This is a genomic window from Rhodobacter sp. NSM, assembly GCF_052244495.1.
Taxonomy (GTDB): domain Bacteria; phylum Pseudomonadota; class Alphaproteobacteria; order Rhodobacterales; family Rhodobacteraceae; genus Cereibacter_A.
In genome coordinates, this window is record NZ_JBQPXH010000003.1 from 360,960 (window position 1) to 374,637 (window position 13,678).

Annotated in this window: 12 protein-coding genes; all 12 read left to right on the plus strand. The window is 67.8% G+C overall.

The window, feature by feature from the left end; genetic code table 11:
• Positions 1–38: 38 nt before the first annotated feature.
• The 12 genes from bchF (at position 39) to acsF (ending at position 13,655) form a co-directional block, all read left to right on the plus strand.
• Positions 39–521 (plus strand): 2-vinyl bacteriochlorophyllide hydratase, encoded by a 483-nt coding sequence (bchF, locus tag ACTVZP_RS08790; RefSeq protein ID WP_443211767.1) that lies wholly within the window; start codon positions 39–41, stop codon positions 519–521.
• Positions 518–1,804 (plus strand): ferredoxin:protochlorophyllide reductase (ATP-dependent) subunit N, encoded by a 1,287-nt coding sequence (locus ACTVZP_RS08795; protein ID WP_443211768.1) that lies wholly within the window; start codon positions 518–520, stop codon positions 1,802–1,804. The genes bchF and ACTVZP_RS08795 overlap by 4 nt, the downstream gene beginning before the upstream one ends.
• 70 nt (positions 1,805–1,874) lie before the next feature.
• Positions 1,875–3,470: a ferredoxin:protochlorophyllide reductase (ATP-dependent) subunit B gene (gene bchB / locus ACTVZP_RS08800; protein WP_443211769.1), complete on the plus strand. Its 1,596-nt coding sequence runs from the start codon at positions 1,875–1,877 to the stop codon at positions 3,468–3,470.
• Entirely contained in the window at positions 3,460–7,041 is a 3,582-nt protein-coding gene (locus tag ACTVZP_RS08805) for a magnesium chelatase subunit H (RefSeq protein ID WP_443211770.1), read from the plus strand. Before bchB ends, ACTVZP_RS08805 begins: the two co-directional genes overlap by 11 nt.
• A 61-nt stretch (positions 7,042–7,102) precedes the next feature.
• Complete coding sequence (gene bchL, locus ACTVZP_RS08810) at positions 7,103–7,996, plus strand: ferredoxin:protochlorophyllide reductase (ATP-dependent) iron-sulfur ATP-binding protein (RefSeq protein ID WP_443211771.1); 894 nt, start codon at positions 7,103–7,105, stop codon at positions 7,994–7,996.
• A 43-nt stretch (positions 7,997–8,039) separates the two neighbouring features.
• Positions 8,040–8,708, plus strand: coding sequence for a magnesium protoporphyrin IX methyltransferase (bchM, locus tag ACTVZP_RS08815; protein ID WP_443211772.1), 669 nt, complete (start codon positions 8,040–8,042; stop codon positions 8,706–8,708).
• On the plus strand, positions 8,705–10,144 hold the full coding sequence (locus ACTVZP_RS08820) for a PucC family protein (RefSeq protein WP_443211773.1): 1,440 nt from the start codon (positions 8,705–8,707) through the stop codon (positions 10,142–10,144). Before bchM ends, ACTVZP_RS08820 begins: the two co-directional genes overlap by 4 nt.
• An 18-nt stretch (positions 10,145–10,162) precedes the next feature.
• A complete protein-coding gene (puhA, locus tag ACTVZP_RS08825; protein WP_443211774.1) occupies positions 10,163–10,945 on the plus strand; it encodes a photosynthetic reaction center subunit H in 783 nt (260 codons plus the stop codon).
• 120 nt (positions 10,946–11,065) lie between these two features.
• Positions 11,066–11,704 (plus strand): photosynthetic complex putative assembly protein PuhB, encoded by a 639-nt coding sequence (gene puhB, locus ACTVZP_RS08830; RefSeq protein WP_443211775.1) that lies wholly within the window; start codon positions 11,066–11,068, stop codon positions 11,702–11,704.
• 83 nt (positions 11,705–11,787) lie between these two features.
• The gene (puhC, locus tag ACTVZP_RS08835) at positions 11,788–12,249 is read left to right on the plus strand and encodes a photosynthetic complex assembly protein PuhC (RefSeq protein WP_443211776.1); all 462 of its coding nucleotides are present in this window, start codon (positions 11,788–11,790) and stop codon (positions 12,247–12,249) included.
• Between the two features lie 21 nt (positions 12,250–12,270).
• Positions 12,271–12,567 (plus strand): hypothetical protein, encoded by a 297-nt coding sequence (locus tag ACTVZP_RS08840; protein ID WP_443211777.1) that lies wholly within the window; start codon positions 12,271–12,273, stop codon positions 12,565–12,567.
• Positions 12,564–13,655, plus strand: coding sequence for a magnesium-protoporphyrin IX monomethyl ester (oxidative) cyclase (gene acsF / locus ACTVZP_RS08845; protein WP_443211778.1), 1,092 nt, complete (start codon positions 12,564–12,566; stop codon positions 13,653–13,655). The genes ACTVZP_RS08840 and acsF overlap by 4 nt, the downstream gene beginning before the upstream one ends.
• Positions 13,656–13,678 lie beyond the last annotated feature (23 nt).

Sequence of the window (13,678 nt, forward strand, 5' to 3'; positions counted from 1 at the left end):
CCCCTTTTGCGGGCCCTCCTCGGAAGGCGAACCTCAAGATGCAGCCCACGTCCCCCGCAACGCCGCGCCGGCGGCTCTACACCGAGGAACAGCGCGCGCGACGCGACGCGACGCGCTGGACCCTGGTGCAAGCCATCCTCGCGCCGCTCCAGTTCGCGGTCTTCGCGGTCTCGCTCGGTCTCGTGCTGTGGTATCTCGCGACAGGCGAGGGCTACACGGCCGCCACCGTCTCGATCCTGCTCAAGACGCTGATCCTCTACACGATCATGGTCACCGGAGCGATCTGGGAGAAGGTGGTGTTCGGCCAGTATCTCTTCGCCCCGGCCTTCTTCTGGGAGGACGTGTTCTCCTTCGGCGTCATCGCGCTGCACACCGCCTATCTCTGGGCGCTCTTCACCGGCCAGCCCCACGGGCTGCAGATGGGCATCGCGCTTGCGGCCTACGCCACCTACGTCATCAACGCCGGCCAGTTCCTGTGGAAGCTTCGGATGGCCCGCCTCGACATGGAGGCCGCCCGATGAGCCTCGATCTTCCGACGCCGCCCGCCCGCGGCTGCCGCAACACCGAGGTTCTGAAGGAACGCGGCCAGCGCGAGGTGTTCTGCGGCCTGACCGGCATCATCTGGCTGCACCGCAAGATGCAGGACGCCTTCTTCCTCGTGGTCGGCTCGCGCACCTGCGCCCACCTGCTGCAATCGGCGGCGGGCGTGATGATCTTCGCCGAGCCGCGCTTCGGCACGGCGATTCTCGAGGAGAAGGACCTTGCCGGCCTCGCCGACGCCAATGCCGAACTCGACCGCGAGGTCGAGCGGCTGATCTCGCGCCGCCCCGACATCAAGCAGCTGTTCCTCGTGGGCTCCTGCCCGTCCGAAGTCATCAAGCTGGACCTCCACCGCGCGGCCGAACGCCTTTCGGCGCAGCACGGGCCGGCTGTGCGGGTCTACAACTTCACGGGATCGGGGATCGAGACGACCTTCACGCAAGGTGAGGACGCCTGCCTCGCCTCCATCGTGCCCACCCTGCCCGCCACCGACGCACGCGAGCTGCTGCTGGTCGGCGCGCTGCCCGACGTGGTCGAGGATCAGGCGCTGTCGCTGCTCGCCCAGCTTGGCATCGGCCCGGTGCGCTGCCTGCCCGCGCATCACGCGGCCGAGGCGCCCGGCGTCGGCCCGAACACCGTCTTCGCGCTGGTCCAGCCGTTCCTCGGCGAAACCCACGGCGCGCTGACCCGCCGCGGCGCGCGCCACATTCCGGCCCCCTTCCCCTTCGGCGAGGAAGGCACGACGCTGTGGCTGAAGGCGATCTGCGACGAATTCGGCATCCCGGCCGAGAAGCTCGACGCCGTGACCGCCGCCCCCCGCGCCCGCGCCCGCAAGGCCGTGGCCGCCGCGGCCGAAACGCTGCGGGGCAAGTCGGTCTTCTTCTTCCCCGACAGCCAGCTGGAGCCATCGCTTGCCCGGTTCCTGACCCGCGAATGCGGCATGACCGCGATCGAGGTCGGCACGCCCTTCCTCCACCGCGGCATCCTCGGGCCCGACCTCGACCTGCTGGCCGAGGGACCGGTGATCTCCGAGGGCCAGGACGTGGAACGCCAGATCGACCGCGTCCGCGAGTCGCGCCCCGATCTCACGGTCTGCGGGCTGGGCCTGGCCAACCCGCTCGAGGCCGAGGGCTTCACCACCAAATGGGCGATCGAGCTCGTCTTCACCCCGGTTCATTTCTACGAACAGGCGGGCGACCTCGCCGGCCTCTTCTCGCGGCCGGTCCGGCGGCGGGGGATCCTGCGGCGCGAGGCTGCGGAATGACGCATCCCCAGACTCCTTTTTCTCGGCTATCCCGGAGGGAAGAGGCGGTGGACCGCCCAGGGAACCGGACATGAAACTCACGCTGTGGACATATGAAGGCCCGCCCCATGTGGGTGCGATGCGCGTGGCGACCGGGATGACCGGGATGCACTACGTGCTGCACGCGCCGCAGGGCGACACCTATGCGGACCTGCTCTTCACCATGATCGAGCGGCGCGGCAAGCGCCCTCCTGTCAGCTACACCACCTTCCAGGCCCGCGACCTCGGCTCGGACACTGCAGAGGTGTTCCAGTCCGCCTGCCGCGACGCCTACGAGCGGTTCCGGCCCCAGGCGATCATGGTCGGAGCCTCCTGCACGGCGGAGCTGATCCAGGACGACACCGGGGGTCTGGCCGACGCGCTGTCGCTGCCGGTGCCGGTCGTGCATCTGGAACTGCCCTCCTACCAGCGCAAGGAGAACTTCGGCGCCGACGAGAGCTTCCTGCAGATCTGCCGCAAGCTGGCCAAGCCCGTGGAGCGCACGGCGAAGGTGTCCTGCAACATCCTCGGCCCGACCGCGCTCGGCTTCCGCCACCGCGACGATGTCACCGAAATCACCCAGCTTCTCAACGGCATGGGGATTGACGTGAACGTAGTGGCGCCGATGGGCTCGAGCCCTTCCGACGTCGCGCGGCTGGGGGCTGCCCATTTCAACGTGCTGCTCTACCCGGAAACGGCCGAATCCGCTGCCCGCTGGGCCGAGAAGGCGCTGAAGCAGCCCTACACCCGGGTCGTGCCCATCGGCGTCGGCGCCACCCGCGACTTCATCGCCGAAGTGGCGAAACTGGCAGGGGTAGAGCCCAGGGTCGACGAGAGCCGCCTGCGCCAGCCCTGGTGGTCGGCCTCGGTGGACTCGACCTACCTCACCGGCAAGCGGGTGTTCCTCTTCGGCGACGCGACCCATGTGATCGCCGCGGCCCGGATCGCCCGCGACGAAGTGGGCTTCGAGGTCGTCGGCATGGGCTGCTACAACCGCGAATACGCCCGCCCGATGCGGGCCGCTGCGAAGGACTACGGCCTCGAGGCGCTGATCACCGACGATTACCTCGAGGTCGAGGAGGCGATTCAGGCCCTCGCGCCCGAACTGATCCTCGGCACGCAGATGGAGCGTCACATCGCCAAGCGTCTCGGCATCCCCTGCGCGGTGATCTCGGCCCCGGTCCACGTCCAGGACTTCCCGGCGCGCTACTCGCCGCAGATGGGCTTCGAGGGCGCGAATGTCATCTTCGACACCTGGATCCATCCGCTGGTCATGGGGCTCGAGGAACACCTCCTCACCATGTTCCGCGAGGATTTCGAGTTCCACGACGAGGCCGGCGCTTCGCACCACGGCGGGAAGGCGGTCGCCGCCTCGGCGCCGCGCGCCGAGACGGCCGGTGTGGTCGCAGCGGTCGAAGGCGCCGAGACGGCCGAGGGGGGCTCGATGCCCCCCGAGGCCGTCCCCCCCGCCGATGCACCGATGGGCGAGATCGTCTGGCTCTCGGATGCCGAGAGGGAACTGAAGAAGATCCCGTTCTTCGTGCGCGGCAAGGCGCGACGGAACACCGAGAAATTCGCGGCTGAGAAGGGCCTGACCCGGATCAGCATCGAGACCCTGTACGAGGCGAAGGCTCATTATGCGCGGTGAAGTCTCTGGTTCGGCCGGCACGCCCGGCTACAACATCGTCATCGTCACGCTCGACGCCCATGCGGCCGGGCCCGCGGCGCGGATCGCGCCGAGGCTTCGGCAGGAATTCCCGGGCCTGACGCTCTCGATCCATGCCGCCGCCGAATGGGCCGAAAAGCCCGAGGCGCTGGCTGCGGCGCGCGAGGCAATCGGCCGGGCGAACATGGTCGTGGCGAACCTCCTCTTCATCGAGGAGCACATCAACGCCGTCCTGCCCGAGTTGCAGGCCGCGCGCGAGCGCTGCGACGCCTTCGTCGGCATGATCGCCGATCCCGCCATCGTGAAGCTCACGAAGATGGGCGACCTCGACATGCAGAAGCCCGCCTCCGGGCCGATGGCGCTGCTGAAGAAGCTGCGCGGGTCGAGCAAGGAGAGCGGGAACACCGGCGAGAGCCAGATGCGGATGCTCCGCACCATCCCGAAGATGCTGAAGTTCGTGCCCGGCAAGGCGCAGGACCTGCGCGCCTGGTTCCTGTCGATGCAATACTGGCTCGGCGGGTCGGACGACAACCTCGAGCAGATGTTCCGCTATCTCGTCTCGCGCTACTCCTCGAACCGCGAGTGGCACAAGGTGCATGCCAAGGCACCGATCGAATATCCCGAGGTGGGGCTCTACCATCCGCGCCTGCCGAACCGCATCACCACCGACGCGAACGACCTGCCGCGCCCGTCCGGCGCGAAGGTGACGGTCGGCCTCCTGATGCTGCGCTCCTACATCCTCGCCTCCGACACCGCGCATTACGACGCGGTGATCGAGGCCTTCGAGGCCAAGGGCATCGCCGTCCTGCCCGCCTTCGCCGGCGGCCTCGACGGGCGCCCGGCGATCGACGCCTATTTCCATGACCAGTATGGCCCGACCATCGATGCGATGGTCTCGCTCACCGGCTTCAGCCTTGTGGGCGGCCCGGCCTACAACGACAGCCACGCGGCGATCGAGGCGCTGAAGGGGCTCGACGTTCCCTACGTTGCGGCCCATCCGCTGGAGTTCCAGACGCTCGGTCAATGGGCGCAGGCCGGCGGCGGCCTCGGCCCGGTCGAGACCACCATGCTCGTGGCCCTGCCCGAGATCGACGGCGCGACCAACCCTACGGTCTTCGCCGGGCGTCACGATCTTGCCGGCTGCAACGGCTGCCCCGGCGGCTGCCGCGCCACGACGCAGGGCACCGAATGCCGGGCCATGGCGCCCTGCCACGAGCGGATTCAGGTTCTCGCCGAAAAGACCCTCCGCCTCGCGCTGCTGCGCCGCTCGAAGATCGCCGAGCGGCGGGTGGGCGTCGTCCTCTACGGTTTCCCGCCGAACGCGGGCGCCGTCGGCACCGCGGCCTATCTCGGCGTGTTCGAGAGCCTCTTCAACGTGCTGAACGCCATGAAGCGCGAGGGCTACCGGCTCGAGGTGCCGGAAAGCGTGCAGGCCCTGCGCGATGCCGTCCTCGGCGGCACGGCCAGCCAGTATGGCCAGCCTGCCAACATCGCGGCGCATGTCACGGCCGAGAAGATCGTCGCGGGCACGCCCTGGCTCGCCGACATCGAGAAGGCCTGGGGCGCAGCACCCGGCCGCATCCAGTCCGACGGACGCGGCGTCTTCATCCTCGGCCACGACTTCGGCAACGTCTTCGTGGGCGTGCAGCCGGTCTTCGGCTACGAGGGCGACCCGATGCGGCTTCTCTTCGAGAAGGGCTTCGCGCCGACGCATGCGTTCAGCGTCTTCTACCGCTGGCTGCGCGAGGACTTCCGCGCCGACGTGCTCCTGCACTTCGGGATGCACGGCGCGCTCGAGTTCATGCCCGGCAAGCAGGCCGGCATGTCGGGCAGCTGCTGGCCCGACCGGCTGATCGGCGCCCTGCCGAACGTCTATCTCTATGCGGCGAACAACCCGTCCGAGGCCTCGCTCGCCAAGCGCCGCTCGAACGCGATCACCGTGACCCACCTCACCCCGCCGCTGGCCAAGGCCGGCCTCTACCGCGGGCTCCAGGACCTGAAGGACAGCCTCACGCGCTACCGTCAGCTCAGCCCGGAAGCCCCTGAGCGGGAAGAGCTTTCGCTGCTGATCCAGGAACAGGCCAAGGCCGTCAACCTCGACATGGTCGATGTGGACACGATGTGGCTGAAGCTCCTGGAAACCGAGGGCTCGCTGATCACCGACGGGCTGCATGTCGTGGGCAAGCCGATGACCGAGGAGCAGATCGCCGAGAACATCGCGCTGATGCCCGAGATGGAGCCCGAGCGCCGCGCCGAGGTCGAGGGCCTGCTGCGGCAGGAGACCGAGATCGCGGGCCTGCTGCGCGCGCTCGGCGGACATTTCATGGAGCCGGTGCCGGGCGGAGACCTGATCCGTGCGCCCGAGATCCTGCCCACGGGCCGCAACATCCACGCCTTCGACCCGTTCCGGATGCCCACCGCCTTCGCGTTGCAGGACGGCGCGGCGCAGGCTCAGCGGCTGCTCGACGCGCACCCGAGGCTGCCCGAGACGGTGGCGCTGGTGCTCTGGGGCTCGGACAACATCAAGTCGGACGGCGGGCCGATCGCGCAGGCGCTGGCACTGATGGGCGCACGGCCGCGGTTCGACCACTACGGCCGTCTGGCGGGGGCGGATCTCATTCCGCTGTCGGAACTGGGCCGGCCGCGGATCGACGTGATCATGACCCTTTCGGGCATCTTCCGCGACCTCCTGCCGCTCCAGACCCGGATGCTGGCCGAGGCCGCGTGGAAATGCGCCAATGCGGAAGGTGAGCCGCTGGCGCAGAACTTCATCCGTGCCCATGCGCTCGCCTATGCGCAGGAGATGGGCGTGGACATGGAAACCGCCTCGCTCCGCGTCTTCTCGAACGCGGAAGGCGCCTATGGCTCGAACGTCAACGTGCTCGTCGGCTCCTCGGCCTTCGGCGAGGAGGACGAACTGGCCGACGCCTACGAGGCGCGGAAGTCCTTCGCCTACGGCCGCTCGGGCAAGCCGGTGCAGAATGCCGCGCTCCTGCAGAAGTCGCTGAAGACGGTGGACGTGGCCTACCAGAACCTCGAATCCGTCGAACTGGGCGTGACCACGGTCGACCACTACTTCGACACGCTGGGCGGCATCGCCCGCGCGGTGAAGCGCGCCAAGGGCGAGGAAGCCGCCGTCTACATCGGCGACCAGACCCGCGGCGGCGGCACCGTCCGCACGCTCAAGGACCAGATCGCGCTGGAGACCCGCGCCCGCAGCCTGAACCCTAAATACTACGAGGGTCTGCTGCGCCACGGCGCCGAAGGCGTGCGCCAGATCGAGGCGCAGGTGACCAACACGCTTGGCTGGTCGGCCACGACCCAGCAGGTCGAGCCCTGGGTCTACCAGCGCCTGTCCGAAACCTTCGTGCTGGACGAGGCCATGCGCCGCCGTCTGGCCGAACTGAACCCGGAGGCGAGCGTCCGCATGGCCGAACGCCTTCTGGAGGCGAGTGCCCGTAACTATTGGCAGCCCGACGCGGAGACTTTGGCCGCGTTGCAAGGGGCTGCGGACGAGTTGGAAGACCGTCTCGAGGGGATTGCCGCCGAGTGAGGCGGACGGGACGGCAAGCCCTGCGGGACGCAGGGATGGCTTTAGCAATGGGGGGCCTCCGATGAGCCCGAAAGACTTGACGATACCGACCGGAGAGGATGGCGAAGGCTCGGTCCAGGTGCATCTGGACGAGAGCGACAAGATCACCGGCGCCAAGGTCTTCGCGGTCTACGGCAAGGGCGGGATCGGCAAGTCGACGACCTCGTCGAACCTGTCGGCCGCCTTCTCGATCCTCGGCAAGCGCGTGCTGCAGATCGGCTGCGACCCGAAGCATGACTCGACCTTCACGCTGACCGGAAGCCTCGTGCCCACCGTAATCGACGTGCTGAAGGACGTGGACTTCCACCCCGAGGAACTGCGCCCCGAGGATTTCGTCTTCGAGGGCTTCAACGGCGTGATGTGCGTCGAGGCGGGCGGCCCGCCGGCAGGCACCGGCTGCGGCGGCTATGTCGTGGGCCAGACGGTCAAGCTGCTGAAACAGCACCACCTGCTCGACGACACCGACGTGGTGATCTTCGACGTGCTGGGCGACGTGGTCTGCGGCGGTTTCGCGGCGCCTCTCCAGCATGCCGATCAGGCGGTGGTGGTGACGGCGAACGACTTCGACTCGATCTATGCCATGAACCGGATCATCGCCGCGGTTCAGGCCAAGTCGAAGAACTACAAGGTGCGGCTCGCGGGCTGCGTCGCGAACCGCTCGCGCGCGACCGACGAGGTGGACCGCTTCTGCGCGGAAACGAACTTCCGCCGTCTTGCCCACATGCCGGACCTCGACGCGATCCGTCGCTCGCGGCTGAAGAAGAAGACCTTGTTCGAGATGGACGAGGATCAGGACGTGCTGGCCGCCCGAGCCGAATATATCCGGCTCGCGGAAAGCCTCTGGCGCGGCCTCGACCCGATCGATCCGCATTCGCTGCCGGATCGCGAGATTTTCGAGTTGCTGGGTTTCGATTGAGCCTGCCCCTGCCGGATCCGTTCCGGCGTTCAAGGAAGAACCCATGAACGACTATTCGACCACCCGCGACCGGGTCGAACACTACTTCGACCGCACCGCGACCCATACCTGGGAGCGGCTGACCTCGTCGGCGCCCGTCAGCCGTATCCGGCAGACGGTCCGCGAGGGGCGCGACACGATGCGGGCGAAGATGCTCTGGCGGCTGCCGAAGGACCTGACCGGCCTTCGCGTGCTCGATGCCGGCTGCGGCGCGGGCCAGATGACGGCCGAGCTTGCGGCCCGCGGAGCGCAGGTCACGGCGGTGGACATCTCGCCGCAGCTTGTCGAGATCGCGCGGAAGCGCCTGCCGGCCGAGCATCTGGACCGCGTGACCTTCGGCTCGGGCGACATGCTGGCCGATGACCTTGGCCGCTTCGACTACGTCGTCGCGATGGACAGCCTGATCTACTACACCGATGCGGATATCGCGGCGGCGCTGGACAGGCTGGGGGCGAGAACGCGGCATTCGGTCGTCTTTACCGTGGCGCCGCGAACGCCTTTCCTGATGGCGTTCTGGACGATGGGGAAGCTCTTTCCGCGGTCCGACCGCTCGCCGGTCATGATCCCGCACCCGTTCCAGCCTCTGAACGAGGCGACGGGGGGCAGGCTCGTGAAGGTCGGGCGGGTGTCGCGGGGCTTCTACATCTCCGAGTGTCTGGAGTTCCGACCGTGATCCTGGGGCGGAAACAGCTGAAGAAACTGACGATCGGCGCGCTTCCCTTCGCGGATGCGGCCTCTGAGGGCCTGCCGCTGAGCCAGTTGCTGCGACTGTCGCTGTTCCAGGTGTCGGTCGGCATGTGCTCGGTCCTGCTGCTGGGCACGCTCAACCGGGTGATGATCGTCGAACTCGCGGTGCCGGCGACGGTCGTCGCGCTGATGATCGCGCTGCCGGTGCTGTCGGCGCCATTCAGGGCATTGCTCGGCCACCGCAGCGACAATTATCGCTCGACTCTCGGCTGGAAGCGGATCCCCTATCTGTGGTTCGGCTCGCTCTGGCAGATGGGCGGGCTTGCGATCATGCCCTTTGCGCTGATCGTGCTGTCGGGCGATCAGGTCCACGGCCCCACATGGGCGGGCGAGGTTCTGGCGGCGCTGGCCTTCCTGATGGCGGGCCTCGGCATGCACATGACGCAGACGGCGGGCCTCGCCCTCGCCTCGGACCGGGCCACGGAAGAGACGCGGCCGCGTGTCGTGGCGCTGCTCTACGTCATGTTCCTCGTGGGCATGGGGATCTCGTCGCTGATCGTGGGCTGGCTGCTGCAGGACTTCTCGGAACTGCGCCTGATCCGCGTGGTGCAGGGCTGCGCCTTCATGACGATGGTCCTGAACATCATCGCCCTCTGGAAGCAGGAACACGTGCGCCCGATGTCGAAGGAGGAACGCGCCGCGCCGCGTCCGCGCCTCCGCGATGCCTGGGCCGAGCTCAACGCGGACGGCACCGCCTTCCGCCTGCTTCTTTCCGTCGCCATCGGCACGCTCGCCTTCAACATGCAGGACGTGCTGCTCGAGCCCTACGGCGGCGAGATCATCAATCTGCCGGTGTCCGCCACCACCCTTCTGACCGCGATGTGGTCGCTGGGGGCGCTCATCGGCTTCGGACTGGCCGCACGCTGGCTCGCGCGCGGTCTTGACCCGGCCCGCATGGCGGGACGGGGTATCCTGATCGGGCTTGCGGCCTTCCTGCTCGTGCTCTTCGCCTGGCCGGCGGAGTCGAAGGCGATGTTCTTCGCCGGCGCGGCACTGATCGGGATGGGCGGCGGACTCTTCTCCGTCGCCACCCTCACGATGGCGATGGCGATTCCCCTCTCCGGCCTGGCCGGACGCGGGCTCGCGCTCGGCGCGTGGGGGGCTGCGCAGGCCACCGCGGCAGGCGTCGCCATCTTCATGGGCGGCGCGCTGCGCGACCTCATCGGCCACTGGGCCGAGGCGGGGCATCTCGGTGCCGCGCTTCAGAACGCGGCCATCGGCTACAGCTCCGTGTACCTCCTAGAGATCGGGCTGCTGTTCGCCACACTGATCGTGCTGGGGCCTCTGGTCCGGACCACGATCCTCTCATCTGAACGACCGGCCGGCGGGACCCGCGTGGGACTCGCCGACTTCCCCACCTGACACCGGAGGACCCCTTAAATGGTTGGTGTGACTGCTTTTGGAAACTTCGATCTGGCGTCGCTGGCGATCTATAGCTTCTGGATCTTCCTCGCGGGCCTGATCTACTACCTCCAGACCGAGAACATGCGTGAGGGCTATCCGCTGGAGAACGAGGACGGCACCCCGGCCGCGAACCAGGGCCCGTTCCCGCTGCCCAAGCCCAAGACCTTCATCCTGCCCCACGGCCGCGGCACGCTGACCGTGCCCGGCCCGGAAAGCGAAGATCGCCCGATCGCGCTCGCCCGGACGGCGGTCTCGGAAGGCTTCCCGCATGTTCCGACCGGCGACCCGATGAAGGACGGCGTGGGCCCGGCTTCCTGGGTTGCGCGGCGTGACGCGCCGGAACTCGACGGCCACGGCCACAACAAGATCAAGCCGATGAAGGCCGCTGCCGGCTTCTACGTCTCGGCCGGCAAGAACCCGATCGGCCTGCCGGTCCGCGGCTGCGATCTCGAGATCGCGGGCAAGGTCGTGGACATCTGGGTCGACATCCCCGAGCAGATGGCCCGCTTCCTCGAGGTCGAACTCAAGGACGGCTCCACCCGCCTCGTGCCGATGCAGATGGTGAAGGTGCAGGCGAACCGCGTCCATGTGAACGCGCTGTCGTCGGATCTCTTCGCCGGCATCCCGACGATCAAGAACCCCTCCGAGGTCACGCTCCTCGAGGAAGACAAGATCTGCGGCTACGTCGCCGGCGGCCTGATGTATGCGGCGCCGAAGCGCAAGTCGGTCATCTCCGCGATGCTGGCCGAATACGCCTGATCCATTGCACGGCGCGGCCCTGACGGGCCGCGCCGCACTCTCCGGACCCGATCCGGATCCGATCGCCCCTACCGATCCGATCCGCATCCGATCCGCCGCTGACGAACCGAGGAGACGACCATGGACCATGACGATTTCAAGTTCGAACCGATCCCTGGCCTTCCCGAGCGTCCTCCGGTGGGCGAGACCCTGCTGTGGCAGGGCCGCCCGGCGGCTTTCGCCCTCGCGCGCGAGGCCTACAAGGTCAACTGGATCGCGGGCTACTTCGCGCTGATCGTGATCTGGCGCGGCTCGATGGGCTGGAGCGACGGCGGCCTGCCGATGGCGCTGGCCTATGGCCTGCCCTACGCCGGCATGGGCGTCGCCACCTACCTTCTGCTGCTGCTGGGCGCCTTCTGGCAGTCGCGCGCCACGATCTACTCGATCACCACGGCCCGCGTGATCCTGCGGATCGGCGCGGCCCTCTCGGTCACGCTGAACCTGCCCTTCAAGCAGCTCGATACCGCAGCGCTCGACCTGCGCAAGTCCGGCATCGGCACCATCGCGATGAAGATGAAGGCGCCGAACCGGATCTCGAAGCTCGTGTGCTGGCCCCACATCCGCCCCTGGAAATGGCGGGGCGAGCCGGCGATGCGCTGCATCCCGGATGCCGAGCGCGTGGCGCGGATCCTCGCCGATGCGGCAGAGTCGCGGCTATCCGTCCCCACCATCTCCCGCGCAGACGAGGCCGTTCCGGCACATGCGGTGCCGGCCGCCTGAGACCGGCTGCAGCGCGCCCAAGATCCACGACCGCGCGGCGCCGTTGAGCGGCGCCCCCGGCCAGACCCCGCAGGAACATCATGATGACCGCACCCAACTCCCGCCGTCCCCAAAGCGACAAGGAGAAGGAGCTGATCCCGCCCTTCCTGCTCAAGTCGATGTTCGCGCTTGCGCTCGGCTCGCTGCTCATGGTCAGCTGGGCAGTCTGGACAGGCCGCGAACCCACCGGGCAGCCTCAGGACGCCCCGGTGGTGGCCGAGCGGCAGATCGTGCTCGTCGGCCTTGGCGAGCAGGCCGTTGCGGTTCGCACGCCGGAAGGCGAGACCCTTTTCGAAGCCGAGAACGGCGGCTTCGTCACCGTGATCCAGATCGGCCTGAGGCGCGCCCGCACCGTGCACAGGGTCGAGGACAACCCGCCCGTGCGGTTGGTGAAGTACGAGAACGGCAGACTTTCCCTGCAGGATGACGCAACCGGCTGGAGCGCCGAGCTCCAGGCATTCGGACCCGACAACGAGGCCGCTTTCGAGCGGATGCTGTCCGAATGACGCCAAGAGAAGGGAACCCCCATGGGTCTGTTCACGAAACAAGCGGAAGAGGTGCCCTGCACCGTTGAGGTAAGTCACCGGTTCGAGTCTCTGCATGCGCATGTGCGCTTCGAAAACGGCGCCATCGTCCATCCGGGCGATGAGGTTCTGGTTCACGGCTCGCCGGTCCTGGCGGCCTTCGGTGAGGTGGTGGTCGAGGAGCGCACCGCCACCATCACCCGCGCCTCGCAGGTCGAGCGTCTCTGGACGCGCCTGACGGGTGACCTTGGAGCCATGGAACTCTGCGAGTTCTCCTTCTCCGAGCAGGTGACGCTGTGAACGCGTCTCCCGGAGATCTCTCCCCCGTCCTGAGCCCCGAGGCCGTGGCCGACACCACCTCGATGGCCACCGAGACCCACATCCTCAATCCCCGGTTCTACACCACCGATTTCGACGAACTGGACCGCATCGACGTGACCCCGGTCCGCAAGGACTGGGACGAGCTCATCGCCGAGATGAAGGCGGACCCGAACAAGTCCCACTTCAAGAAGACCGACGCCTGGGACCGGATCGACTGGGACGGAATGGACCCTGCCCTGCGGGTGGAGTTCATCGACTTCCTCGTGTCCTCCTGCACCGCAGAATTCTCGGGCTGCGTGCTCTACAAGGAGATGAAGCGGCGCGGCTCGAACCCCGACATCTGCGAGCTGTTCAACTACATGGCGCGCGACGAGGCGCGGCACGCGGGCTTCATCAACGACGCCCTGCGCGAGGCAGGCGTGGCGGTGAACCTCGGCTTCCTGACCAAGGCCAAGAAATACACCTACTTCCGGCCGAAGTTCATCTACTACGCCACCTACCTTTCCGAGAAGATCGGCTACGCGCGCTACATCACGATCTATCGCCACCTCGAGGCCAACCCCGAGCACCGGTTCCACCCGATCTTCAAGTGGTTCCGGGAGTGGTGCAACGATGAGTTCCGCCATGGCGAGGCCTTCGCCCTGCTGATGAAGACCGATCCGAAGCTGACGGACACGACCGTCAACCGGCTCTGGATCCGCTTCTTCCTGACGGCGGTCTACTCGACCATGTGGGTGCGCGACCACGCCCGCCCGCGCTTCCACGAGGCGCTGGGGGTGGACATCGACTGGTACGACCAGGAGGTCTACCGCAAGACCTCCGAGATCGCGCGCCAGATCTTCCCGGTCGAGCTCGACATCGACCATCCGCGCTGGAAACCGGCGCTGAACCGCATGAACGAGGCCTTCCTGCGCATGGACCGGGGCACCCGCAGGGGCGGCCTCGCAGGGCGGCTCGACAAGGTCCTTGGCGGCGCGCAGGCGCTCGCCGCCTTCGCGTCCCTCTACACGATCCCGGTCAGGCAGAATGCCCTGCCCGCGACCGTCCGACTGGAGCCGAGCTATTGACTGCTGACGATCTCCGGGAGCGG